General features: G+C 33.8%; 28 protein-coding genes. All 28 read left to right on the top strand.

The annotated features are described in order from the left end of the window. Positions 1-7: 7 nt before the first annotated feature. The 28 genes from LI126_RS04245 to LI126_RS04110 all read left to right on the top strand — a co-directional run bounded on the left by LI126_RS04245 (position 8) and on the right by LI126_RS04110 (position 26,572). Positions 8-586: an acyltransferase gene (locus LI126_RS04245; RefSeq protein ID WP_227164904.1), complete on the top strand. Its 579-nt coding sequence runs from the start codon at positions 8-10 to the stop codon at positions 584-586. 38 nt (positions 587-624) lie between these two features. Next, positions 625-1,689, top strand: coding sequence for a hypothetical protein (locus LI126_RS04240; protein WP_227164903.1), 1,065 nt, complete (start codon positions 625-627; stop codon positions 1,687-1,689). A 3-nt stretch (positions 1,690-1,692) separates the two neighbouring features. Then, positions 1,693-2,982: a glycosyltransferase family 4 protein gene (locus tag LI126_RS04235; RefSeq protein ID WP_227164902.1), complete on the top strand. Its 1,290-nt coding sequence runs from the start codon at positions 1,693-1,695 to the stop codon at positions 2,980-2,982. After that, positions 2,979-3,764: a glycosyltransferase gene (locus LI126_RS04230; RefSeq protein WP_227164901.1), complete on the top strand. Its 786-nt coding sequence runs from the start codon at positions 2,979-2,981 to the stop codon at positions 3,762-3,764. Before LI126_RS04235 ends, LI126_RS04230 begins: the two co-directional genes overlap by 4 nt. A gap of 9 nt (positions 3,765-3,773) precedes the next feature. After that, positions 3,774-3,956 (top strand): hypothetical protein, encoded by a 183-nt coding sequence (locus tag LI126_RS04225; RefSeq protein ID WP_227164900.1) that lies wholly within the window; start codon positions 3,774-3,776, stop codon positions 3,954-3,956. Between the two features lie 236 nt (positions 3,957-4,192). Continuing rightward, positions 4,193-4,792 carry a polysaccharide pyruvyl transferase family protein gene (locus tag LI126_RS04220; RefSeq protein ID WP_227164899.1) on the top strand — a complete coding sequence of 200 codons (600 nt, stop codon included), beginning with the start codon at positions 4,193-4,195 and terminating at the stop codon, positions 4,790-4,792. Continuing rightward, complete coding sequence (locus LI126_RS04215) at positions 4,793-6,091, top strand: glycosyltransferase family 4 protein (RefSeq protein ID WP_227164898.1); 1,299 nt, start codon at positions 4,793-4,795, stop codon at positions 6,089-6,091. Beyond that, positions 6,081-7,031 carry a glycosyltransferase gene (locus LI126_RS04210; protein WP_227164897.1) on the top strand — a complete coding sequence of 317 codons (951 nt, stop codon included), beginning with the start codon at positions 6,081-6,083 and terminating at the stop codon, positions 7,029-7,031. The genes LI126_RS04215 and LI126_RS04210 overlap by 11 nt, the downstream gene beginning before the upstream one ends. Before the next feature lie 21 nt (positions 7,032-7,052). Further along, positions 7,053-8,159, top strand: a complete 1,107-nt coding sequence (locus LI126_RS04205; protein WP_227164896.1) for a polysaccharide pyruvyl transferase family protein — start codon at positions 7,053-7,055, stop codon at positions 8,157-8,159. Between the two features lie 2 nt (positions 8,160-8,161). Next, positions 8,162-9,346 carry an O-antigen ligase family protein gene (locus tag LI126_RS04200; protein WP_227164895.1) on the top strand — a complete coding sequence of 395 codons (1,185 nt, stop codon included), beginning with the start codon at positions 8,162-8,164 and terminating at the stop codon, positions 9,344-9,346. Beyond that, positions 9,331-9,621: a hypothetical protein gene (locus LI126_RS04195; protein ID WP_227164894.1), complete on the top strand. Its 291-nt coding sequence runs from the start codon at positions 9,331-9,333 to the stop codon at positions 9,619-9,621. Before LI126_RS04200 ends, LI126_RS04195 begins: the two co-directional genes overlap by 16 nt. 54 nt (positions 9,622-9,675) lie before the next feature. Continuing rightward, a complete protein-coding gene (locus LI126_RS04190; protein WP_227164893.1) occupies positions 9,676-9,897 on the top strand; it encodes a hypothetical protein in 222 nt (73 codons plus the stop codon). A gap of 333 nt (positions 9,898-10,230) precedes the next feature. Further along, positions 10,231-11,769: an oligosaccharide flippase family protein gene (locus tag LI126_RS04185; protein WP_227164892.1), complete on the top strand. Its 1,539-nt coding sequence runs from the start codon at positions 10,231-10,233 to the stop codon at positions 11,767-11,769. A 41-nt stretch (positions 11,770-11,810) separates the two neighbouring features. Next, positions 11,811-12,917 carry a Coenzyme F420 hydrogenase/dehydrogenase, beta subunit C-terminal domain gene (locus LI126_RS04180; protein WP_227164891.1) on the top strand — a complete coding sequence of 369 codons (1,107 nt, stop codon included), beginning with the start codon at positions 11,811-11,813 and terminating at the stop codon, positions 12,915-12,917. 490 nt (positions 12,918-13,407) lie between these two features. Further along, a complete protein-coding gene (locus tag LI126_RS04175) occupies positions 13,408-13,545 on the top strand; it encodes a hypothetical protein (protein WP_227164890.1) in 138 nt (45 codons plus the stop codon). A gap of 193 nt (positions 13,546-13,738) precedes the next feature. Beyond that, positions 13,739-14,365, top strand: coding sequence for a uracil phosphoribosyltransferase (gene upp / locus LI126_RS04170; protein ID WP_227164889.1), 627 nt, complete (start codon positions 13,739-13,741; stop codon positions 14,363-14,365). Positions 14,366-14,398: 33 nt separating this feature from the next. Next, positions 14,399-15,985 (top strand): dCTP deaminase domain-containing protein, encoded by a 1,587-nt coding sequence (locus LI126_RS04165; RefSeq protein WP_227164888.1) that lies wholly within the window; start codon positions 14,399-14,401, stop codon positions 15,983-15,985. A 60-nt stretch (positions 15,986-16,045) separates the two neighbouring features. After that, complete coding sequence (locus LI126_RS04160) at positions 16,046-17,044, top strand: DNA adenine methylase (RefSeq protein ID WP_227164887.1); 999 nt, start codon at positions 16,046-16,048, stop codon at positions 17,042-17,044. A gap of 11 nt (positions 17,045-17,055) precedes the next feature. Continuing rightward, positions 17,056-17,970 carry an HAD-IIB family hydrolase gene (locus tag LI126_RS04155; RefSeq protein ID WP_227164886.1) on the top strand — a complete coding sequence of 305 codons (915 nt, stop codon included), beginning with the start codon at positions 17,056-17,058 and terminating at the stop codon, positions 17,968-17,970. Next, on the top strand, positions 17,942-19,729 hold the full coding sequence (locus LI126_RS04150; RefSeq protein ID WP_227164885.1) for a DNA adenine methylase: 1,788 nt from the start codon (positions 17,942-17,944) through the stop codon (positions 19,727-19,729). The genes LI126_RS04155 and LI126_RS04150 overlap by 29 nt, the downstream gene beginning before the upstream one ends. Further along, positions 19,695-19,955, top strand: a complete 261-nt coding sequence (locus LI126_RS04145; protein WP_227164884.1) for a hypothetical protein — start codon at positions 19,695-19,697, stop codon at positions 19,953-19,955. The genes LI126_RS04150 and LI126_RS04145 overlap by 35 nt, the downstream gene beginning before the upstream one ends. 693 nt (positions 19,956-20,648) lie before the next feature. After that, a complete protein-coding gene (locus LI126_RS04140; RefSeq protein WP_227164883.1) occupies positions 20,649-20,996 on the top strand; it encodes a toll/interleukin-1 receptor domain-containing protein in 348 nt (115 codons plus the stop codon). A gap of 166 nt (positions 20,997-21,162) precedes the next feature. Next, on the top strand, positions 21,163-23,037 hold the full coding sequence (locus LI126_RS04135) for a hypothetical protein (protein WP_227164882.1): 1,875 nt from the start codon (positions 21,163-21,165) through the stop codon (positions 23,035-23,037). A 61-nt stretch (positions 23,038-23,098) separates the two neighbouring features. Next, positions 23,099-23,644, top strand: a complete 546-nt coding sequence (locus tag LI126_RS04130) for a histidine phosphatase family protein (protein WP_227164881.1) — start codon at positions 23,099-23,101, stop codon at positions 23,642-23,644. A 32-nt stretch (positions 23,645-23,676) separates the two neighbouring features. Beyond that, positions 23,677-24,288: a hypothetical protein gene (locus tag LI126_RS04125; RefSeq protein ID WP_227164880.1), complete on the top strand. Its 612-nt coding sequence runs from the start codon at positions 23,677-23,679 to the stop codon at positions 24,286-24,288. Further along, positions 24,281-25,192 carry a macro domain-containing protein gene (locus tag LI126_RS04120; protein ID WP_227164879.1) on the top strand — a complete coding sequence of 304 codons (912 nt, stop codon included), beginning with the start codon at positions 24,281-24,283 and terminating at the stop codon, positions 25,190-25,192. Before LI126_RS04125 ends, LI126_RS04120 begins: the two co-directional genes overlap by 8 nt. Positions 25,193-25,556: 364 nt before the next feature. Beyond that, positions 25,557-26,000, top strand: coding sequence for a hypothetical protein (locus LI126_RS04115; RefSeq protein ID WP_227164878.1), 444 nt, complete (start codon positions 25,557-25,559; stop codon positions 25,998-26,000). Positions 26,001-26,023: 23 nt separating this feature from the next. Beyond that, the gene (locus tag LI126_RS04110; RefSeq protein WP_227164877.1) at positions 26,024-26,572 is read left to right on the top strand and encodes a DUF4231 domain-containing protein; all 549 of its coding nucleotides are present in this window, start codon (positions 26,024-26,026) and stop codon (positions 26,570-26,572) included. Positions 26,573-26,926 lie beyond the last annotated feature (354 nt).

Below are 26,926 nucleotides of genomic sequence, written 5' to 3'. Positions count from 1 at the left end.
AGAATTTATGAGTAGCAATTGGTTCAAAGTATTGATGAAAATGACCAAAGTGCAGTATGGAAAAAACTTGCTATTGAAAGGCATGCCGATTGTTTTCAACAAAAAAGGTGCAACAATTGAAATTGGTGAAAATGTAACAATCAATAGTAGCTTTTTAAGTAATTTAGTAGGATTGTATTCAAGAACAATTATTGTGACGCGTACACATGGAGCAGAAATTAAAATTGGAGATCATGTAGGCATTTCCGGGGCAACAATATATGCACGAAAGAAGATTTATATTGGAGACAATACGTTGATAGGTGGAAATGCAAAGATAATTGATAACGATTTTCATCCAATAGATTCTAATTTAAGACTTGAACAAATCTATGCAGATCATCCAGGGGAACTTACTGATATTATTCCGATGAAAGAAGTAATAATAGGTAAAAATTGCTTTATTGGATGCAACAGCATTATCTTAAAAGGAACGGTTTTGGGAGATAATTGTGTGGTTGGAGCAGGAGCTGTAGTAAGCGGTAGATTTGAAGATAATTGCATAATAGCTGGGAATCCAGCAAAGGTTATTAAGAAACTTTCTTAATAATAAAAGCGAGTAGTTATATAATTTGGAAAGGCATTATGGGTATGAGTAAAATAGCTATTGTTGGAGTTCACAATTTACATTTAATGCAATTTTTATATAAATATACGGATATATTAGACTCAAGAGGTATTTCTTATGATGTATTATATTGGGATCGTGACATGGATTCTAGTATTAAGTATAAAACATTTTCAGGGAATAAGATAGCGTACCGATATAAGATGAGTAATTATCAACCCAAATGGAAAAAAGTTAAAGGCTTTATAGGCTGTATAAAGTTTTTTTGCAAAATTATTCGAGATAAAAAGTATGATCATATAATTTTGCTGACAACTCAAACGGCATTACCTGTTTATATATTAAGTAAAACAGTAAGAAACTCAAAATACATATTTGACTACAGAGATTTGACATATGAACAAAATTCTATCTGCAAGAAAATTATAAAAAAATTAATTACTGAATCACAATTCACAGCTATTTCTTCAATGGGATTTAAAAAAGTTTTAGGGGAAAGCAATAAATTTGTAGTTTCACATAATGTAAGTAATCTGAAGATGGAATTTTTGCCGAAGCAACAGAATCAGAATATTCGGATTGTTTTTTGGGGAATGATAAGGCAGGTCGAGTGGAATAAAAAAATTTGTGATGTATTTGGAAATGTGTCTGGAATAGAACTAGTATATCGTGGAGAAGGACATACAGAGGAACTAAAAGAATACTGTGCCAAATATCAGAATATTGCTTTTACAGGTAGATATACAACAGATCAAATCTCATCTTTTGCAGAGCAAACAGATGTTTTGCTTAATTTATACGCAAACGATGCACAACAAAAGTTAGCTATGACGGTTAAGCTTTATGATGCTATCCGTTATGGATTGCCAATGCTTATTTCAAAAGGCTCTTATATGGCAGAAATAATGGAAACTAATAAGTATGCGTATATTACTGATATAGATAACTTTGATTTTGAAGAGTTTATAAAGTGGTATCAAAATTTAAATTTAAAAAGTTATCCATATGAAAAAGAATATATTCAAATTAAGGACGATGACCAATATTTTGAACAGAGGTTGTTGCAGTTTATAAAGGAATAAAGAATGCATATTGGAATTTATATAAATAATGAAAACATAGCAGATGTTAATTGTAAAAATTTGTTGTTGGGTAATCCGGGAATAGGTGGGACCGAATATTGTATCTTACTGTTAGCCCAAGTATATAAGATGTATTATTCAAACAATAAGGTTACATTATTTGTGGCTAATCAGGGAAATTTACCAGAAGTTGATAATTATGTGATTGTTAATGATATTGACGATCTGCCAAACAGAGCAAAAGAAGAAGGCATTGATATTCTTGTTGTTAGTGCTGTTCACAATGGTATGCCACTTCCACAGAGCTTTTTCAATCATATTGATGAAAAAAAAGTCAAAACAATTCTGTGGGGACATAACTTTTATTTAAGCGATTTCTGTAATAAAATTTGCAGATGCGAATATGCAAGGGCAAATGTATTTGTTGGTAGACAGCAGTATGATCGATATATTGATCATACTGTTATTAAAAAGTCAACATACATATATAATATGTATCCAGAAACTGGTGAATTACATCGAGAGAAGATAGAAAACCATGCAGTTACGTATATTGGTTCATTAGTTCCGACAAAAGGATTTCATTTACTTGCTGCTATTTGGAAAACTATTTTGAAAGAGGTTCCAGATGCAACACTTAATGTTGTTGGAAGTGGAAAGTTATATGGTCGAAACTCGAAATTGGGAAAATATAATATTGCAGAAGAATCTTATGAAGAACAGTTTATGTCCGGCTTAACTGATGATGAAGGAAACATTTTGCCATCAGTACACTTTTTTGGAGTTCTTGGTGTCGAAAAGAATGACGTAATTCGTGATACTTGTGTGGGAGTCATTAACCCTACGGGACGGACAGAAACTTTTGGAATTAGCGCACTCGATTTTGAAAGTATGAATGTGCCGGTGGTTACCATTGCAAAAGGGGGATTTTTAGATACCGTTTTGAATGAAAAGACCGGACTGCTTTATGGAAATACAAATGATTTTGCAAAAGACATTATAATGTTGTTGAAGAATGACAAACTTAATGAACAATACGGGCGAGACGGTGTTCAGCTGTGCAAAAAATTCACGCCAGATAAGATAATTAAAGAATGGAATCAACTTTTTTTGAAAGTCCTGAATGACGAAAAAATGAAATACATAGAACCAGATAGTTTCATGGGAACAAATTTGAAAAAATATCGATGTTTAAATCGGAAAATAAAAAACATAATCAGAGTAGAATATCCGATATCTGTAATTGGAGTAGAAAGCTTTGCAAGAAATGTTTTGCGGAGGATAGGAAAATGATTAAATTTAGTATCATAACAGTGTGCTTAAATGCTGGAAATGATTTATTAGAGACCGTTGAGAGTACATTAAAGCAGTCCTATGATGAGTTTGAAATTATTGTAAAAGATGGCTTTTCAAAAGATGAATCTATTAGTAAGTTACCACAGGATAAAAGGATTCATGTTGTACAAAAAAAGGACTCAGGTATATATGATGCAATGAATCAAGGAATTGAAGTTGCACAAGGTGACTACTTAATTTTTATGAATGCAGGTGACAGATTTTATGATTATGAGGTTCTTGGACATATTGCTAATGGAATTAAGAAAAACCCAGGAGATTTGTATTATGGAAGATGTTACAATCAAATACTAGATGTGGTGGATCCCGCCCCTAAAAAACTGACAAAATATTTCTGCTACAGATCAATGATCTGTCATCAAGCAACGATTTATAAAGCTAGTATGCTGAAAAAACGTGGATATGATGTTTCATATACGGTAAGTGCAGACCGAGAAAGAATGTTATATGCCGTTATTAAGGAAAAGGTGAGATGTACTTATCTTCCAGTAGTTGTTGTTGCATTTCAAGGTGGGGGATTTTGTACAACAGATAAAGCAAAGAAACTGTTGGCAAGTGAGAAAGAACGACTGACAAAAATGTATTTTTCAGTAGCAGAGCGTTTGAAATATGGAATCCAGCATAAGTTAACATTCCCAACTCTTAGAAAAAAAGTATTGAATAATAAGTCTATTGTGCGCGCATATAGGAGATTTATCAGCAAAATTTATGGAAATTGAGGAGAATCTATGGGGGTTATTATTATAAATCAAGGCTGGACTGATAACTTAGGAGATGTAGCAATTGGAAAGACGTTAAAGAAAGAACTGAAAGACTTTCACCCACTTGAGTTGCAGTTTGCTCCAATTATGGCAAAACCAGCACAGACTACTGCCTCAAAAATCCTTGGACTGATTAAACTTGACCGGTAGATATAGAAGGTGGATAAAGAAGCAGCTAAATGAGATTAGTGAACCTATTAGCGCGGCTATTATTGGAGGCGGAGAGCTTTTAGCTACAAATATGAACTTTAATTCTGCTATGAAAATTTGGATAGAGCAGTTACATAAAAGAAAAATCCCTGTGTTCCTTTGGAAAATCGGGGAGGGTATACAAACCCAATTTATCGCATGAGGTATAAATCAGCACTGGCAAAAGCCGATGAGATTTGCGTGAGGGATGCTTATTCAAAGCAGGTTGTAGAGAAATGTTATGCAAGAACGCCTGTTATCCGGATGTTGTATTTTTGTATGGAAAAGAGAAAAAAACATACGATAAAAATAGTAAAGGAAAGAAAGTATGTTGCAATATTTTATCGTATGATTATTACAAGAGTGCAGGCGGTAGCAAATCAAAAGAAGAGTATTTTGATGAGTGGAAAGAAATTCTAGATTCCTATACTGATTCAGATACTATTATTCTGTTTAGTTCAACTACAATAGAAGATAGAAAGACAACAGAAGAATTTTCAAAGAAATATGTCTGGCAGAAAAGTTGTGTATCTTTTCCTGATACTGTGGATGAGTATTGGAGCCAATTAGAAGATGTAGACTATGTCATTTCTGGAAGAATGCATGCTATGATTTTAGCAATGCAACAGGGATGCATTTGCGTGCCATATGAATGGAAAGATAAATTGGAAGTCTTCAAACGGGAGTATTGTGATTCTGGTATAGAGCTGGCAAAAGTTAGAAGGAATGTTGAACTTGGGTTCGCTGCGTTGAAGAAAGGCATAAGTGGATTAGAAGAAGATGAAAGGAAAGCATAAATGAATGTTGTGATTTTTAGTAATGCACCAATAAAAAGAATAACGGATGCATTAAATTTACCGTTTTCGCCTAAGGAAGGTTGGGTAAGTGCAGCGATAGCGATGTTGCAAACTGTAGAATGCAATATATTCTATGTTTTTCCACAAAGAAAAACTAAAGAAGTTATAAAGGGAAAAATTGAAAATATTCAATATTATGGATATCCAAAGACAAAAAGATATGATTGGGAGTTTGAAGAATCACACCAGCGTATCTTTGAAGAAATTTTAAATGAAATCCCACAAATTGATGTTATACACATAATGGGGACAGAGTATGGACACAGTTTGTCAGCAGTTTTGGCGGCAGAAAGCTGTGGCGAAATAAATAAAGTTGTTATTTCAATTCAGGGAATGGTATCAGTGTATGCAGAACATACCTATGCAAATCTTCCCATTTGCGTTTTAAAGTCGTGGACTATTCGTGATATTATCCGCATGAATAATCCGATTAAAGCTAAACAAACGATGAAATTACGTGGAACATATGAGATTCAGGCAATCCAAAAAGTTCATCATATTATGGGAAGAACAGATTGGGATAGAGCTTGTACAATGGAGATTAATCCATCTGCGGAATACCACTTTTGCAATGAAACTCTTCGACCGGAGTTCTACTTAGGAGAGTGGAATTACGAAAAATGCAGAAAGCACAGCGTTTTCATGAGTCAAGGGTACAACAGTATCAAGGGAATGCATTATATGTTAGAAGCCTTAAATATAATCAAAAGATTTTATCCGGATGTAAAACTATATGTTACAGGGACAAGCCCACTGAGTAGAAATTGGATTGAAAAACAAAAAAGATCTGTATACATTAATTATTTGGAGAAACTTATAAGACAGTATAGTCTGGAAAATAGCATTGAGTTTTTGGGAAGTTTAAATGCCGAAGAAATGAAGGAACAGTATTTATTGGCAAATGTATTTGTTTCTCCTTCATCAATTGAAAATTCCCCAAATTCTGTAGGGGAAGCGATGATTTTAGGAACTCCTGTTGTAAGTTCTGATGTTGGTGGAGTGAAAAACATGTTGACACATAAGGAAGAAGGCTTTTTGTACCAACATGATGCACAATATATGCTAGCTTTTTATGTGATGGAGTTATTTAAAAATAAGGAAAAATGTTTAAACTTTTCAAAAAATGCAAAACAACATGCAAAAACAACTCATGATGCGAATCGGAACCTGAGTGCTTTGATCGATATTTATAGATCAATTATGCAAAAAAATAGAGAGGTAGATAAGGATGGAAAATAAGCCGTTGATTAGCGTTATTGTTCCAGTATATAATGTACAGAAATATGTTAGAAAGTCAGTTGAAAGTATTTTACAGCAGACTTATAAAAATCTTGAAATTATATTGGTGGATGATGGCTCGACAGATGAAAGTGGTAAGATCTGTGATATGTTAGCTTGCTCGGATAATCGAGTAACAGTTATACATAAGAAAAATGGTGGACTTTCTGATGCACGAAATGCCGGATTAGATAGAGCAACAGGTGAACTTATAGGTTTTGTTGACAGCGATGATTGCATTGAAAAAAATATGTATGAGGTTCTTGAGGAAAGAATGCGCATAAACGAGGCGGATATTTCATGCTGCGGAAGGTATGTGGTTCAAGAAAGTGATGGTACAAAAACATCATATTTTACCTCGGATAGGGAACAAGTATTATCACCTTGTCAGGCGATAGGAAAACTACTTGTATGGGATGGTTGCGATTCGGCAGCATGGGATAAACTTTATAAGGTGAAACTGTTCAGAGGGCGTAGATATCCAGTTGGGGTACTTCATGAAGATTTGAATTTTACGTCTAAACTATTTAGTGAAAGTAATAAGATTGTTCTGACAGGGATGCCTTTATATAATTACTTGATTCGCAAAAATAGTATATGCAATAAACCATTTACCACACAAAAATTCGATATTTATGAACAGGCAAGATTGAATTGCCAGTTTGTTAAAGACACATATAAAGAGCTTGAAGAAAAAGCAAAATATTTTTTGTTTAGATGTACATGTGCCTTATTGCGGAGTGCTTCAGATGCTGCACAGATAAGTGAAAAAGATTTAAAACGAGTAAAAGAACTCGCTCGCACGCAATTAAATACAGCTATATTAAATAGATTTGTGCCATTGGGAGAAAGAAAATACTATTTTGAGTTACTGTATAAGGTATACATAAAAAAGAAATAGTTATATGAAAAGGAGAAAATCATGTTAGTAGGCATTCTTTCAATGCAAAAAATTGTGAATTATGGATCATTTATGCAAGCATATTCACTGAAAAAGATGGTTGAATCGTTAGGTCACAGAGTGGTTTTTGTTGATTATAAAACCAATGTTTTAATTGAAGATCGAAATGATAAAAAGAAAAAAAAAGAACTGTTTTATCAGGAAATTAAAGATAGTATAAAATTCCATATCTTAAGAAAGTATGGAGAACAGCAGAAAAAATTTGTTGAATGCTATCCTTTATTAGGAATTTCAAAGTTTAAAGCATACCATACGAAAGTTGATGTTCTTATAGTAGGAAGCGATGAGGTCTTTAACTGTACTCAAAGAAATCCTAAAGTTGGATTTGCTTTAGACTTTTTTGGTGAAAATAGCAAGGCAAAAAAATTAATAACATATGCCGCTTCTTTTGGGAGCACGACATATGAAAAAATATGCTTCTTCAATATTGAACAACAAATCAAGAGAGATTTGAATCGTTTTTCAGTTATATCAGTAAGAGACCAAAATTCATATAATATAATTAAAAAATTATGCAATAGAGAACCAATATTAAACTTGGATCCGGTTTTAGTGTCAGGAGTGGAAAAGGAATCCTGGAAGGAACCAACGCTGAAGAACTATATGATTGTGTATGGCTATGCAAATCGTTTTTCAGATGATGAAAAGAAAGAGATTATAAGGTTTGCGCACAAAAACGGATTAATAACCATTTCTTTGTGCGACTATCAAGATTTTTGTGACCAGCATATTGTATGTCGCCCAGACGAAATCTTAGGGTACTTTAAGAATGCGGATTATATTGTGACAGACACATTTCATGGAACGATCTTTTCTGTCATATATCATAAGCAATTTGGAACGTTTTGTAGGGTCAAATCAAATACAGGCTCCACAAATCAGGAAAAGCTTTTGGATTTATTGGTTAGATTACATTTGGAAAAACAGCTTATTAAAGATGTGGGAAAAATAGGGGACGTTTTGCAGCATGAAATTGATTATAAAAATGTCGATTTGATTCGGAAAAGCGAAATGTCAAAAAGCATGAATTATTTACGCGATAATTTGTCGGTTTCCAAAGAGAGGTAAAAATGAAAATTAAATATATAGATTTGGAAATGGGATTGTTGGCGACAATCATTGCTTTTACTTCATTTATAAATATTAGTACATTCCATATTTCCAATTATAGAGAACTGAAAATTCTAATGCTATTTTTGGGCGGAGTTGTAATATTGAAACGCGCCCGTATAATGTTAAAAAATGAATATCAGTTGCTTAATGCGGGGTTGTTATTCTTTGTGTTTCTATGTGGTGCAAGCTCTTTCCTAAACCGTGGATATCAAGGAACAGACTATGTAAGTGTCATGGTTTTTGGCTTTAGTATTCTCGAAACTTTTTTTACGGCTGAGATTTTTCGAGAAACAAAAAAAGTAGATTATGGATGTAAGATAATATTCTTTTGCTGTTTCATTTCTTGCGTGCTAAATGATATGCTTATGGTTGTGTTTCCAGCAAAGTATTCTTTTTTACTACATAATGATGCATATTTGGTTGGCAATAAATTTAATGTCTGCTATACGCATCTCTATTTATTGATATTCTTTTTAGCGGTGTATCAGATAAATAAAAAGAGCAATAGGATTGTATTTGCAGCTTTTCTATTAGAGTCCATAGCTATTGCTTCATCGGTAAATTGTACAACGGGAATCATTTCATTTGTTATCTTGGCTGTATTTCTTGTTATGAAAAAAGCAATATATGAACTCATGGAAAAACCATTGTTTTTTATCGTATTGACATTGGGATTGGATTTGCTGCTGATTGTAAATAGTGCAATTCTTAACGTGCCAGCTATTAGCAATTTTATTACCAATGTATTAGGAAAAGATATAACATTAACAGGGAGAATGGGAGCATATGCTAGATTTTTCTTAATGATGAGAGGACATTATTTGATAGGATATGGCTTGGATCATAACTATTGGATATGTTTGAGGGGATTAACAAGTAATAGCTTACTACCGATTTACAATGCACAGAATGGCGTATTTGACAGCATGGTGTCTTGTGGTGTAATTGGAACTGCTATGATATTTGCTCTAGCATATGCGATGATAAAAAAAGGAAAAGAAAAAAGCGACTATGCATTTCTAAGTGGAATATATATTTTTGGAATACTATCAATGGTAGAAGTAACATTAAACCTGAAATTCATTATTTTACTTGCTTTTGTTGGGTTGGCATGGGAGGACAAACAGTGTGTGGAGACATAGAGACGGATTGTCATGACAATTGGGAAACATTGGATTGGAATAATCCTGATATAAAAGAAGTATATGCATCTGAAGAGAGTAATATAAAAATACGAACCGGGAAAAAAGATGGTGTGGCATATATATACTTTTCTTCGAATGCACTGTACAAAAAAGATGATAGGGTAGACTTTGTTTCAAAAATTATAGAAAACAATAGATTTGAGTGGGAAAACATAACGTTGGATGTAGATCACGAAAAAGTAATTTACATAAGGGATGTATGGCTAAGCTAGTACAGTAATGGCTTGAATTCAAGATATTATACTTTAGAGAGTATTATTGAAAAGATGAAGGAAGAAACAACCGGATTAGAAGTAATGACAGTAGGAATCTCTTTGGGTGGATTTATGGCTGCAATATTGGCATCTAGCCTTAATGCAAAGTTTTGCCTAGATTTTGCAGGACAGTTTTCGTTACTGCATCATTGGACGCATGTAGAAACAAATTCATTTTTGCAAGCTATGTATTCAAAAAATTCAAATTGTATTGGAGCAGCATATTGCATCTAGGGGGATTCTCCAATATATTATTTTGAGCTGGCATTTTGTGAGCAGGATATTGAGCAGGCCCAGTATGCAATGATGTGCCATAGTGTTAAGGTGATTAAAATTTGTTCAAAAGTGCATGGATGTGCGATATCTTTCATTGCGCTAAAAAAGTTGATGGACTACGATACATGGCAAATGGAAAAACTATATCAGTCGTGTAAAAATAGAATGAAGTCTCCATTGTGGTTTTCGGTAAAAATTGTGGGCATATATGAAACGCTTTTATACTCACGAAGAAAAGCAATTAAGTTGATGAATAAATTTATCATGAGAAAGGACTAGTAATGAAAGAATATGAAAAGCAGTAATCGAGATTTTTTGATTAATTTAATAGCACAGATGATGGTGTTTGCTACTAATATGATTATTAGTTTTTTCTTTACACCATTTATCATAAGTAAATTGGGCACGGAAGCATATGGATTCATCGGATTGGTAAATAACTTTGTGAGCTATTTATCTGTTATCACTATTGCACTCAATTCGTTGGCCGGAAGATTTATTACACTTTCCTATCATAAAAATGACGAAAAAAAGGTGAGAGAATATTACTCGTCAGTCTTTTTTGCGGATACTTTTATTGGAATTATAGTTTTGATTGCATCAGTTATTTTGTGCATCAATATCCAATCTTTGATTAATATTCCGGACAGCTTAGTTAAGGATGTTAAAATTACAGTTATTTTAGCCTTTTTTAGCTCGGCAATTTCTTTAGTTGGCGTTGTATTCGGTGTAGCCGCATTTATAAAAAACAAATTATACATGAATTCATTGGCACAGATGACTGCAAATATCACGAGGGTGCTTATACTAGTGGTTTCGTTCTGGTTGTTTGTGCCACATATGTGGTACTATTCTATTGCAGCAATTTGTACGGGACTTATTACAATGACGTTGCAATATTGTATTACCAAAAAACTTCTACCAGAAATAAAGATTAAACGTGAGTATTTCAACTTAAAGCGTGTTCTTGAAATCTTAAAGAGCGGTATCTGGGTCAGCTTGGAGAGTCTTAATAAGATGCTTCAAACAGGTCTTGATCTGTTGGTGACGAATCTTTTTGTTAATCCAAGTGCTATGGGCCTTTTCTCAATAGCTAAACAAATTCCAGTTGTTCTGGCTCAGATACCACAACTTGTAGCAAATGTTTTCAATCCTGAATTGGCAAAATTGTATGCTGAAAACAAGAAAGAAGAACTTATTGAAAAATTTAAATTCACTATAAATTTCTTGAGTTTCATGATGATAGTCCCACTTATAGGTTTTGTGGTATTTGGCAAAGAATTTTATACCCTTTGGCTTAATGGAAAGTCAGTAGAAGAAATAAATACAATTCAGATTCTTTCGATTCTTACGGTGTTGCCATTGTTGGTCAATGCGTATGTAGAAGGATTATACTATGCGAATACACTTACTAATAAGATTAAAGGATCGGTAATCATTACAACAATATTCAGTGTAGCAAGTATTGGTACGGAATTCCTACTTTTGAAGGCAACAAGTTTTAATCCCTTGATTATTATCGCGGGAACAAGTTCGTGCTTCATGATTGTCAGACATGCAATCGTTACACCATTGTATTGCTCTCATGTTTTAAATTTGCCAAAGCTGACTTTTTATCCAGCACTGATTAAAAGTATACTCATTTCCTGCGTTATTTATGCGCTTTTTGAAGCAATTAGAAGATTTGCCGTTATAAACTCATGGCTTACATTTATGCTTGTTTGTGCGTGTGCAGGAATTGTAGGCTATATTGTGGTTTTAATTTTGTTATTCAATAAGAACGAACGGAAGAAAGTTATTCAGATGATTTTTAAGAGAAAATCAAGATAATATGGTTTTCATCGTTCTTTTCTAGAAAAGGAGAAAGAGAAATGAAAACGGTATGTGATTTGAACAAGTGTGCCGGTTGCGGAGCTTGTGTGGATGTATGTAAGAAAAATGCTATTTCCATAAAAGATTCGTTAAAGACAATGAACGCTGTAATTGATGAAAGTCTTTGTGTCAATTGTAGCGCCTGTGAGAAAGTATGCCCCAATAACACTGAGGCAAAAAAAGAAAAACCTATCGAGTGGTATCAGGGTTGGGTTCCGGCTGTGCGGAATCACTCGTCATCCGGGGGTGCAGCCTCCGGTCTGATAAAGACATTTATACTAAATGGTGGCTATGTCGCAGCATGTCTTTTTAGAGATGGACAATTCTTATTTGACATCACCAATGACATTGATTATGCAAAACGTTTTGCTGGATCAAAATATGTAAAGAGTAATCCAGCTAATATTTATTCTAAAATTGCAGAGAAATTGAAAGACGGAAACAAGGTGATGTTTATTGGCCTACCATGCCAAGTGGCGGCTTTAAAGAACTTTGTAAGAAACAGAGAAAATTTATATACTGTCGATTTGATTTGTCATGGTTCACCATCTCCTCGAATTTTGGAAAGATTCTTAAACGAGAATAGAATCGACATTGCAGCAATTAAAGATTTGAAGTTCCGAAATAAAACGGCATTTGGATTGGAGTCTGGCTATAAAAGAATTTCTTTTGACAATCAACAAGATTTGTACACTTTTGCTTTCCTCACATCGCTGGATTATACAGAAAATTGTTATTCATGCAGATATGCATCATTGGAAAGAGTTTCTGATATCACATTAGGTGATTCTTGGGGAAGTGAACTTAGCGATATGGAACAAAAAAAAGGAATATCTTTGATTCTGTGCCAATCTCCAAAAGGCGTTGAACTTGTTCGTGCGGCGGGATTTGAAATCAGAGATGTTGATTTGGAAAAGGCTGTGGCAGCAAATCATCAATTAAGACATCCTTCTGAAATGCCAGAAAAAAGGGATTTGTTTTTTGAAAATATAGATAAAGGCTTTTATCGAGCAATTGCAAAATGTTACCCCAAGATGTATTACAAACGTCGACTTAAATCTGTCCTTAATACATTAAAATCTTTCGGGGGGGGGAGAATGCAGTAAGTATTTATGATCTTTCCTATAAAGAATAAGTTTGGGATATCAGCAAAAAGCATCAAGTGCTAACTTTTTTTGGCCGTGTGGATAATATTATCCACACGGTAGCTGCTCAAATCTTCACACACCTCTCCGTGGTGAGCGGCAGGCAACGTCTATATGGGCGGCTGAGATGTGAAGGGAAAATTAAGTGATCCAAGACAATGACTGATAATGAAATTTTTCAATTAGCTGAAAAGTTTAGGAGCGCCATATTGAGGACAAATGCGAACGGTGAATTCTTTAGAGACGGTTTTATTGAACTGTTTTCAAGAGGCAACTGTTGAATAGTCTACAATTTGCTGGTGAGATACTTTCTGGAATATGACAATGTAAGAAGTTGATACACATCTAGAGAGAATAAATCGGAAAGTCATGTGTGGCTCACATTAGAGAATGGGAGTATTGAGTGATATTACAGGAGACCAGTACAGCAACTGAACCGGGATGCTGCATTATGATCGGTCAGTATATGTATGGAAAAATCGATGCATTTCATAAGCAATTAATCTATCAAGCTAGTATAATAGAAAAATGTATGATGTCTACTATGCAAAAACCATTTTCAAAGCCAAAGGATAGAGAAAAGTTTTGAACTTTGGAATAGCAAGAAGTTTATGGCCAAATTAGAAAATGATGATTTGGACTCAAATTGAAGACAACATGGTTTGCCCCCTCGGAAGCTATGGTAACAAAGTTTCAAGGATATTTGTGAGTATTTGGGGAGATGATGGAACGTCTTATGTTGCAGAGTGTGGATGTACCTATCACTTGAAGGGAGAGAGTATATGAGGAAGATTATTGTTAACAATCCGATTATAGATTATTTTCTGGCATCATTCAGAAACAAAGACACGGATACCTACAACTGCAATATTGCGGTGGAAAACATTTCTTTTTTTCTTGCAGGAGAGACTTCAAAATTTTTACAGACTACAGAAGAAAATGTCACTACTCCTCTTGGGCAGATAATCTGCCCCGTCATTGATGAAGAAGTAGTACTGGTACCTGTATTAAGGGCAGGGGTATCTATGCTTAGTGCATATCAAAGATTATTGCCAAAGACGAAAACAGGTTTTGTGTGGGCACATAGAACAGAGGAAGTTCTTCCGGTTATAGATAAAGCAAAATTTCCGAGAAATGAAAATGGAGATGTTGATCTTCAAGGTAAAACAATCATTATTCTTGATACCATGCTGGCAACAGCAGGTACCGTAAATGCTGCTGTTGAATTAATTACGAAGTATGAGCCGAAACAGATAATCTGTGCATCAATATTGTCGACTCCATTGGGGATTTCCAATCTTTCAGATAAAATTACAGCATTAATAACAGCTTCCGAACGAGATGGATTGGATGAACGAGCATATATTTATCCGGGAGTGGGAGATTCAGGAGACAGATTATATGGATAATTAAGAAAATCTGAATTGATGGGGGTGAAGTGAATGTTATTTGTCTTAGCAGGTCCTTCATATGTAGGGAAAAAAACAGCGTTATCTCATTTTATGAAATTATATTCTTTTTCAAGCATTATTCCATATACTACGAAACCGGTAAAAAGACAAAGCGGAGAAGTGGAAGGAATCAAATATCATTATGTGGATCAGGATAATGCGACTGATATCGATAATGATGCATTTATACATGATCGTCCATTTAGATATAAAAATAATGGCGACCAGATAATTTATGCATACAAGAAATCAGACATAGAACAGGCGATCAATAGTTATTCAAATTTTATAATCCATGCATCTGTAGGAAATGCAATCAATATTTCCAAGGAATATAGAGCAAAGAGCAAGGGGCATTTATATATTATATTTTTGGATTACAGTGAGGCATTAACAGAGGAGTTTTTCAGAAAAAGATTTATAAAAATGGACTCACAGTATCAGAATGGCAGTGATCTAGAGAATAATATTGACGAAGAGCAATTTCGGAGAAGATTTGCCCATGCAAAAAAGGAGAGAAGTGTATATTCAAAAAATACGAAGTACTTTGATGAGGAGATAAAAGGTGACCAGCCATATAGTATCTGTTCAAGTCTTGAAAACTACATTCTGCCGAAACTCATGGTCATGCCAACATCACCTGACCGCATACCGGGACCACTCAGTGATGACGATATTATGTATATGATTGAAAAGCGTCTGAAAGACAAGTTGTTGATCAAACATAAGGAGAATACGTTGTCTGCTTCAGAAAGCAAAAAGATACTTTCAGGCTGTGCGATTCAACTATCCTTGTCCAGTACTATACGAATTATTAAAAGGCCTTTGATTAATAATTACATAGATATGGCACAGGATGAATGTGTTCTGGATTCAAAGCTGTCAAGTATTTATAAAGAGAAAAATATTTCACTTGGTTATGTGTTAAAACCAGATGAAACGATTTTATGTTCATCTGTTGAAAGTATAACAATGCCGCATGATATTTATGGTCTTGTTTCTTCCAAATTTTCATATACACAGCTGGGACTCTCAATAGAGTTGGGAACCAGTGTGATCCAGCCGGGACATGAAGGAAAGATACATTTTCAGATCAAGAACAATACAGCCAATTCTATTTGTATCTATCCAGAAATTCAGGTTGCCCAATTGTTACTGTTTCGGACAGTTCAGCCGAGTTCAGCAAAATATTGTGATAAGACAGGAACTCATGGCTATGATAAAGAGAGTGTGTCTCCAATTTCGAAATTCAGAGATGATAACAAAGAGCTTGCAAATGCAAAAAAGCCAGGAAAAAATTTCATAAAAAGTGTTGCAGGAGCATTCAGAAATCAAATGGTAGAGGCAATTGTTGGAATTCTTTTTACATGTGGAATCATCGTTACAGTTGCAACAAAGGCAGAAGCTTTTTTGAAGACATATATAATTCCAATATTTAATTCTTCTCCGATTTTGATTAAAGTTATGCTTATTGCAATAGGAATATGGCTGTTTAGTCATCTCTTTGATTTCATAGGCAGATTATTGATCAGCTTTGTAGAATTTGTGATCCGGAAGATAAGGGAACGGATTAGATAAAAGTTCAGGAATAACAGAAAATACATATATTATGATTATGACAGCAAGGAATAGATGACCATGCGGTATTTAGGTTCAAAGACGCTTCTATTAGAACAAATTTATGATTTGATCAAGGAATATAGGGAAGGAATTTTTTGTGATCCATTTGGCGGCATTGGAACAGTAGGTTCTTACATGAAAAAGAAAGATTTTCATGTTATTACAGGTGATATCTTAAATTTTGCACATTTTTTTCAGTATACTTTAATTGAAAGAAGTGCGGAATCGGACTTTACAAAATTGTATCAGGCATTACAGATTAATAGTAAAGAACAATTTGAAAATCTGATGAACCGGTCAGTTGTAAACGATGGATGGCTGATTAAGGAATATTCAGAGCAAAGGAGATTTTTTACAAAGGACAATGCAAAAAGAATTCAAGGCTGCATAAACTTAATACAGGAATGGTATAGCGAAGAATTAATTACTGACAATGGACGAAAAGTACTTGTAGCATCTTTGATCAATTCTTTTGATAAGGTGGCAAATACAGCAGGAACCTATTATGGATATTTGAAACAATTTGACAGACGTGCATTAAAAGAGTTCAGATTTGCCATGTTACCGGTAGCCAGGGGAAAAACATCTTATTCGCTAAAGGCAGATGCAATCGAATTAGTAAGTAACTGTAAATGTGATGTATTATATCTGGATCCACCGTATAATGAACGGAATTATGCAAGATACTATCACCTGCCAGAAACGATAGCGGCAGGAGTCGTACCGGTACCAAGTGGGAAATCAGGAGTGTTTCGATTAGAAGGAGAAAAAACTTCTGAATATAATAAGAAGAATCATGCTTTGGAAGCATTTAAGGAATTGATTGACCATGCAGATGCAAAATGTATCATATTTCATTATACGGATTATGGCTTGATTCGAATTGAGGATGCACAAAAAGTTTTAAGTTCCTATGGAACAGTAGAAAAAGAATGTTATTTCAACAGTAAGGGATATAGTACATCAAGTCATGAAAGAAAAGAAAACAAGCATCATATTATTAAAGTGTGCAGGTGAGAGAATAAAAAATGATATCATATTTACCGGATAATAATAGTCTGCTGAATGAATATTGTTTGTTTTCAGAGGTCAATTATATTGTTTCTGATATTGATGGAACACTTACGAAGGGAAGCAGCCCAATATTTGAGCAGATAAGAAAAAAAACAATTCATTTACGAAAAAAAAGAGTAATTACAACAGTGGCTACCGGCAGACCTTACCGTGGAGCTTACAATGTGATTCAACAATTGGGGATTGCAGATGGAACACCACTGGTATTATATAATGGTGGTGTTCTTTTGGAACACAATACCGGACATATCATCAGAGAATGCAGTATTGCTTTTGAGGAAGTTCAGACATTACTCTGTTTTGCCGGAAAATGTGGGGCGGGAATCTATGTCTATACATGTGATGAGGATATGTCAGATATTCAGTCCTTTTTTACATCAGGCAAATTTTGCGAAGAAGTCTGGTATGCAGGAAATATTGAAAGAAGAACAGATATAAATGGAAATTATGTAAAACCAATGCTCCTGCGAGAGATAAAGGATAAAAAAGTAGTTTCAATTTTAATTGAGAGAAGAGAACTTACAGAATTAATCGGCAGTCAGATCATCAAATATTTAGAATCTAATCCAAAGGTATCTTATACAGACAGTGGAAGTGGATTTATTGAAATACGTGCAGTGCAGAATAAAAAGAGTATTTTGATCGAGGAACTAAAAAAACGGGACAGTGAAAAAAAAGGAAAAATACTGGCAATAGGCGATAATGATAATGATATCGATTTATTTAAGATAGCTGACATTAGTGTGGCTGTTGCAAATTCATCATCAACTGCCAGAAAAAGTGCTGACTATTTGTGCAGAAGAGATTGTGCAGAGGGATATCTGGATATGTTGATAGTTATTGAAACAGCGAAAAGGTATTGGAAATAACATGCAAAAATATTTTTATACATACTGTGAGTTGAAAAACTGGCTTAGTGTGGAACTTGAAAAAAAATATGATGAAGAAATATTGGATGATATTGTAGACAGGGGATTTATCGTCTCACTTAACAGGGAGCAGACACAGTATTTTATTGAAAAAGACGTTTACTTATGCAAAAAACTACTCGAGCAGAATTATAAGATATCAGACGAGATTATTTCTTTCTTTGGCTTTAGGATGGATGTGTTTTTCGATATTACCAAAATAACAGACGGAACTTTTCTTAAGACGCTTAAAGGAACCGAAAAGAAAAGAGTTCCGGCTTATATAAGAAACCTTTTATTTCTGTCAGAGAATAAGATTTATGAGAAAACAGATGAAAAGACATTTAATCTGCCAGAGTGTACTGTAGTTTCGGACAATCTGTTTGTTATCCATTATTTAGATGATGTAAAAAATAGAGAAGGAATGTATACGGAATTTGAAAATAATGATTTTGCAAATACAAGCACTTATATGGGGATTAAGAAAAATATAATTGATTTTGTAATGGAATCAATTATCATACATTGTAATCCTGAAAGTGTGTTTGTAGATTTGATGTGTGGATCAGGTTCCGTAGCAAATACTTTTTCAAAATTGGGAACTACATATGCTTCAGATTCGCAGTTATTTTGCACACTATTAGCCAAAGTGCAGGGAAAAGGAATTTCTGTTAACAGGGCATTAGAAGCATTAACACAAATTTATTACGATTATTTATATAACATGGAGAAATTAAAAGATCTCTTTGGCGAAAGTATAATTACTGAAAACAATATATTTCACATGGATTTGTCGAATAAAAATAAGATTTTAGACCTCTATACGCAGTTTGTAAATAATACACAACTGTATTCTTCAACAGATAATACTTCAAAACAGATTCAGTTGTTAGTGGATCAAAGAAAACAAAATCATAAATCCTTTCCCTATTGTTTATTTACTACTTATTTTTCAAATATTTATTTTGGAATGGAACAATCTTTTCAGATTGATAGCATCCGTTATGCAATCGAACAGTTTGAGGATAAACAGTTACAAGACTGGATGACAGGAGTTTTGATTATAACAGCAAGTGTTGTTGCATCTAATTATGGTGGTCATTTTGCACAACCTAAAAAGATCTGTCAGGAGAATCTGGAATCTATACTTGATCAAAGAAAAAAATCAGTATGGCTTGAATTTTCCAGAAGATTAATGGCAATTGCAGAGGAAAGTGAAAAGAGAAAAAACTCTATTCACATAATCCCAGGACCATGGCAGGACGCACTGGCATTTTTAAAAGCACGCAATATTGGAAATGCACTGGTGTATGTTGATGCTCCATACAAAAGAGATGATTATAGCAGATACTATCATGTTCTTGAAACATTGGCAAGATATGATTATCCTGATTCAGAATATAAAAGCAGAACACGGTCTATAAGTAAAGGAGAACGTTTCCGGTCAGAATTTTCTACACGGAATGTTGGAAAAGTAGAAAATCAATTTGTCTTTCTTATTACGGAAGTGTTGAAAAATAACTATGTATGTGCATGGAGTTATTCGAATAATGGCTCTGCGGATATGATAAGAGTTATAGAGGGCGTTTTAGAAAAAAAACCATGTGACATATATATATATGCTGTAGAACACAGGCATATGAGCCAAGGGAAAAAAAGGAAAGAAAGAGTGAGAGGGAAAACAGTTGAATACTGTATTGTTTTTAAAGCAGCAGTATAAATGCGGAGGCAATCATCCGGGAATGCTGATTTTTGATGAGCCGGCGCAACATAGTATAGGAGCGGATGATACGAGGGCCTTTTCCGATAGCATTTTGAAGTTGGAGCCTGATTGTCAGGTGATAATAGGAATTACCATTAATAATGCGGACATTCGAAAAGTTATTTCTGAGATTGAAGAGGATAAGTGTAATTTGATTAACATTGGAGAAAAGGCGTTTGTGTAAAAAAATCAATTTCAAAAAGAACCATTATTCATTTCATTATGATATCCTTCCACAGACAGATTACTTAAAAACTGTTTTTTATGTAGAGGACAATATTCTACCAATTTCCTTCTGGTTGGACTTTGAAACAGAAACACAAACTACTGAAATTATAAAAAGTCATTTTGAAGCGTTACACTTGATTGAACGTTACAAGAATCGAAGGAATAGGATTTTATCTATAAAGCAAATGTAAGGTCGAGTAGATACATCTGGTAACGGATGTATCTACTCGACCCATTAAAAAAGTATAAACACATGAAATTATATTGACCGGATATATCATAGATGATATAAAAAAGTTTGATGGGGTGAAGTGGCATGGATAATACAGTAGAGATTTATGAACAACTCTTGGGGTTAGCCCCCATGAAGGAGATATTATGATAGATGTTGATAGCTTACAATTTTCAAAACATTTACCATAACACGCTGTTCTAAATTAAGCGTTGTAGCTTTGCTTGAAAAGCAGAATTACTGCTTTTGAAACAAGACCATGACAAAGGTGTTTATTATTTACATAAAATACATAATAGAATGAGTATATGATTCTTTGAGTCAGCCCTTATGAAAAATATAAGTATCTTAAAAGCTAGAGAAATTCAGGCTTAGAGATTATTTGAGGACTATTATGTAAAGAAAGGAGAGAACACGATGGATGGAATATTACAGAAGAAAAATAAAGCTTTTATAAGCTGGAGTGAGAACAAAGCGAGAACGTGTGCGGATTTTCTTTCAGATTTGCTGAATAAAATATTTGAGGAAAATGAAATAGTTTTTTGTTCAAGGCAGATTACTGATGGAAGAATGTGGATTCAGGAAATTGATAAGGCACTGAAAGAATCTAAAATAGGTATTATACTTGTGACAAGAGAAGATATTTCACGTCCATGGTTGAATTTTGAAGCTGGAGCTCTTTATACGCATCGGAGTATGATTCTCTTGTTATTCCTGTATTTATTGATGTTGATAATAAGAATAGAATTGCGGAACATCCATTAAGGCTTTTTCAAAGCAGAATTGAGTTTAACTTAGAAGGTATATTACACTTATGCGGAATTTTATATAAGCAGATGGAGTGGAAACATATTTTGAGAGCAGATGAAATAATCAGTGAAGAATTTGAACGTTTTTCAAAGGAAAAAGAATCTGTTTTTCAAAAGATGCTTTGGAAAAATTTCTGTTCAGTAAAGGAGTATCTCTCTATGCAGATGACAAAAGTTTTATTGCTGAATTGACCCCATCAGTTTTTGGAGAAACGAGAAAAAAGATTATTAATCTTGCAAGTGGAAAGATTATCCTGGCAGGACAGTCATTAGATGAGGCTTTTAGTGAAAGTACGGATATGACAATAATTGAACCTCTGAGATCAACGATTTTAGCAAAAGAAATAACAGAAGTCTGTATATTGATTGTAGATCCATCAATGTTTAGCAATGTAAATGAATATGAAATTGGAACGCCTTTAAGTCGTGTGACAATTACAATGAATACATTGATTACTGAAATTATTCCAATATGTAAAAAAATGAATTGCGTAATTAATATTTATTTTGTACCATTGCTTGAAATTGATCATGCTGTAATCAGTGAAGAATATATGGGTTACAGAAGTACAAAATTATGGACTGTAGATGGAAGATTTAAAGGAGACTTTTCAGTGTATCGAAATATTCATGTGAAAAATTCAGAATACGATGCACACCGCAGATATTTGGAAAAGTTGATGAGTACAAGTACCAGAATAGATTTTGAAATAGATACATTAAAACCGCAACAGGTAAAAACAAAGGCACAGGAAAGTCATCAACATTGGAGAAAAAGAATTAAAGAATTAAAGTATGATCGTGTGAAGCTGCATAAATTGTATCATTCGCAAATTGTAAATTATGTGACAGAAGATTGGACAAAGGAACCACGTATTAATGCGGCATTTATTCCATCTGATGATATAAGAGAATATGGAGAATTGTTTAAGGCAAAAAATTTGTTAGGTGATGCAACTCAGACAGTATTACTTAAATATATAAAACGTACAAAAGAATTATTTGAAGGGGTGCTCAAAAAGTATGATTCAAGTACACTTGAGATTGATGGTGTTGAAGTGCCAAGTAGTGGCATTATGATTTATCCGTCTCTGGATTTAGGCTTTCCAAATAATGTTCAGCGTTTGGCGGGCGGCTTCGCAACAGGAATGCTTGTTACATGGAAATGTGGAACAGCCATAATACCAGTTGATGCAACTGTGAATGTATGTTCCAGCAGTGTATACCGAATTAATGACTTTCCGGAAATGAGTGATCAGGAATTTGAAAAATATATTGATAGTATTGTTATGAAAGCGACAAAAGAGAAGGGATATTCATTTAGTTTTGACAATGGAAATCATTTTATAATGATTGCACAAAGCCTGGATGATAAAGCTTTGTATGTTGTTATGCATTCTTCAGTGAAAGAATTTAAGGATTCTTATATGGGATTATATCCGGTAGAAGAAAACTGGTTTAGTGATTCGATACGCACATATCATGATAATGGAAGATATTTAAGATACATTAAGGATGAAGATGCAAGACAATTTGCCGCCTATGCTCATAAATTGGAACAATATAATGTGCAGATTCATAAATGGTATGCAGAGCAGATTGGAATACAAGAAGATGCTTTTATAAAGAAAAATACGTTTCATCATTATTATATGCCAAATGATTCTACTATTGCGATAGGAACTTTTGTGGAAAAACCAGGAACAATACTTCCAATTTTTTCATCCGTTGGAAAAGATATTTATCTGTTTAAAGTATCTGATGAAAATTGGAAAATCAGAATCAATGGAGAAGAAAGGTGTTTGGTGCCACATGGATGGGGTCAGGTGATAGATAATGTTCGATCTATTAGTTCTGACTTTAAAAAGAAACAGTTAAAAATTGATAGAGAAATATATAAAGTACATTCCAAGTCAAGAATAACTGAAGGTAAACATATTCGGGATTTTCAGGATGGGGCAGAATTTTTTGAAAGAGGAAAGAAAATGTTGAAGTGAGAAATTGTAAAGACGCTTAGGCCTTTGTATCTGTATTGCAATACAAAGAAAGGGAAGGTAAATGACAGGGAAGCATAGAGTTATATTGATAAGGCATGTTAAAACAGAGTATAATGAAACAAAACGTATTTCAGGACAGGCGGATATAGCAATTTTACAGGATACGGCACTAGAATTTATTGACGACTTTACCGGAGTAATTTATTCATCACCACTAAAAAGATGTAGACAGACATTAGAAAAATTGTGTCCGAAGTTGTTGGATTCTGTAGTTTATGATTCAAGATTAACAGAACGTTGCATGGGTATTTTCGAAGGGAATAAACGGTTTGAAATGCAACAGAAATTCCCAGAATATTTTATTAAGGGAAAGCTTAATGTATTTAAAACGATTCCTGAAGGCGAAACGTTTAGTGAATTTTATGAACGAGTATATTCATTTTATCTGGATAGACTTGTAAAAGCAGAGAAGAATGTTCTGGTATGTGCTCATAATCAAACTTTAAAAGTTTTGAAAGCAATTTTATTCCAAGACGAAATCACATTAGACTATTGGGGTAAGAATAATTTTGAAAATGGAAAAATGTATGAATATTATTTTGAATAAGAAATTATTTAAGAGGAAGGAGAAAACAAGTTTTGAGTAAACGGGTTTATATTAGTGCAGATTATTCTGAAAATGATGGTGATCGGGATGTTGTGGAAGAACTTCATATATGGGGACGTGATAATAAACATAAAGTGGATTATGTAGATACAGCTCAGGTGGTTTCTGGAAGCATATCTGAAGATGAGGACTGTCGTCCATGTGATTTGAAGGAAGAATTTAATAGACAGATTAATGCTTCTTCGGCAGTTATATTTATCATAGGAGATAAAACGGCTTTTCGGACAGCAGGAAGTTATTGTAAGAGAAACAGTGAAGGAGAAGGGTGTGCATGTACGCCATATAAGCAAAATTCAAATGGAGCTGGTATATGTAAAATCTATGGAAGGACATATACTCCAGGACCTGATGAAAATTATGGTAAGATCAATACATGCTCTTATCTTGAACATGAGTTTAGACAGGCAGAAAAGAAAAAAAGGACAATTATTATTGTATATAACTCATTAAACAAACAATCTGGCTGGCTTCCAGACTATATGAGTGCCTATGAAAAAGATGCGCATCCATTTTGGATAAAGAATTCATGGGGAAAAAGAGTTGGAGATTATCAGTACATAAAGGATGCACTTGGATATGAATAAGGATGTGTGGGATAGAATAAAAGTGTTGTTAAAAAGTTTTGGCACCGAGAAAAATTCTCTGGATGCAGTATGGAAGTTGTTGTATACAGCCATAGGATATATCTCATCGATTTTTGCATTTGCAGTGCTTCTGAAAGATTTAGCAGGTTTTGATAAAGCTGAAATATTGTGTAAAAACTATTGGTTAGGATTAGTGCTGATTGGCATTGTTGCTTCTTTTATTCACAATCATGAAAAAATATCTTGCAAAGGAACAATGGAAGATGCCGATTTGCAGATTGAAGTTAAAGTGAGTGATTTATTTTCTATTAAAGCGTCCAGCTATGTTATACCTACCAATACATTTTTCCGAACAGTGATGGAGGGCGACTATATTAGTTCGGAAAGTGTGCAGGGGGCATTTCAACTTAGATATTTCAAAAATAATATAGGTGAATTGGATAACTTAATTGCTGAAAGTCTTATGCAACAGGGAATTGAGGGTGAAGATAGTTCAGACATACATGGTCAAACAAAGAAGTATCCAATAGGAACTGTAGCTAAAGTTGATTACAGAGGAAAGCATTATTATTTTTTAGCTATTAATGATGTAAATAAATTTGGAAAACCGGAAAATCAGGACTATACCAATGTTGATACTGCATTGAATAGATTGTTGGAATTTATAAATAAGTTTGGACATTGTGATAACCTTGCTATGCCTCTTATTGGGACTGGAAAGGCTGCAATTCGTGAAGCAACATTAGAAAATGTGATAGAGGATATGATTGATCGATTTGTGAATTCTCATGATAAAATAGTACAAAAATTAATTATTTCCATAAGACCTAAAGACTATCTGGACGATAAAGTAGACTTAAAAAAAGTTAAGAAATATATGGAATATAAGTGCGAATTTAAGTAATCTTAACTGAAATTTCTGCTTTTTCTGGATGAAATGAAAGGAAGTGATGATTCAGTTTGGTATTAGAGTCAGACTTTATGAAACACCAATACACAGTAAGGAGAGCTTATGAAAACAACATTACTTATCATGGTGGCCGGAATCGGTAGCCGATTTGGAACAGGAATAATGTGAACTTCCAGTAAATTTTACACCTAAATGAATAAAAAAGTTATCTTTTTCAAAAACAAAAAAGACTTACGTAGAGGATTGTTCTTTTATTGAAAAGTGGTATAATTAACTTGTGGTGATTAAAAAGGCAAAGTTTCTTTAGGAACAGGGAGACTTTGTCTTTTTACGTTTTTACAAGAAGGAGAAGATGGATATGGAGAAAGAGTTGCAAAAGTTAATGAAGATGTACCAACAGGCTGAGTGTGACCATGATTTGAATATGGGAGAGACTCTTACAGAGCATTTGATGAAAAGAATAGAGAAAAGTACAAAAGGATATAAAAATAGAGAACATGTAATAGAGGATTATAAAATATGTTGCGATGCATATTTACAAGCAAGATTTATTGAGTTTAATATGAGTGTTGTAGCGGTTATTATATCATTGTTAGCGGTGTTCATATCGATTGTTGATTTACAAGAAAAATCTCAAATTCAGGATATGGCTTTGACATTGGGATTTACAGCTGCGTTAATTATATTTTTAGTTATAGTAGTTGGTATTATAGCTATAAAATTAAAACAAAAAGAGACAAAGGTTAGAAAAATTATGTTTGTCGTACAGAAGATAGAGGAAGAATTAAAAGAAAAGAAATAGATAAAAAGTACGGACTTATTAAATTGACAGCATATTGGGGTCCAACTCTCAAAAGAAAACTGATAATCCTGAAAATATTGTATGAAAATATTTCAGATGAAGTTTTAAAGAATCGAATAAAAAGTTTAGGAGAATGGTATATAAAGTATGCATGTGTGAATAAGTTCAAATTTTATTTAGTTAGTTTTATTGGGATAATAGCACCATTAATAGTAACTGCTTTTAATACATTGAATATAGTATCTGTGGATGTGATAAAACTAGTAACAGTAGTGTGTTCTTTAGTAGCTTCATTTTCTACATCATATCTTGCATTAACTGGGTGTAGAGAGAAATGGAAGATTTATAGGGATTCTATAGAAAGACTCAAAAGATTATTGGTTTTGTACTGGAGCGATTTGACAAATGATCATAGTTTAAAACACTTGATGAATGAAATAGAAAAATTAAAAGATTCAGAATATGAAAGATGGTCAGATACATATAACACGCTGCTAGACATATCGCATAAGAGTTCAGAAGCATCTCGGGGTCAAGACCACACCTCGGGGGCAGACTGTGCGTCCAGCTAAGGGTTATATAGTTCGGTGGGGGAATCCCCCCCAAAAAAAAATAAGCTGCTAACCACAGCATTTGAAGCAAGTCTTGAATCTGTCGCGGTAACGTTGTAGGCTAAGCGTAGACAGCAAGATAAACAGGGATAGCTATTGAGCATCGAAATTTCAAAGCCATCAGAAGGCCGACATCGTGGTTTGGATGGAAGACAACCAAAAGAAGGATGGCAAAAGAAATGCAGGTAGTCGAAAACTAAACATAATGTTGGAGAGAAAACCAATAAACTATGTAGTGGATGCAGACATTAAAGGATTTTTTTAACATCTTGACTATGAATGGATTATACGTCTTATAGGATCAAGGAACAAAGA

The sequence above is a fragment of the Mediterraneibacter sp. 210702-DFI.5.30 genome, from assembly GCF_020560115.1.
GTDB lineage: Bacteria > Bacillota > Clostridia > Lachnospirales > Lachnospiraceae > Mediterraneibacter > Mediterraneibacter faecis.
This window is presented reverse-complemented; position numbering and strand designations above follow the sequence as displayed.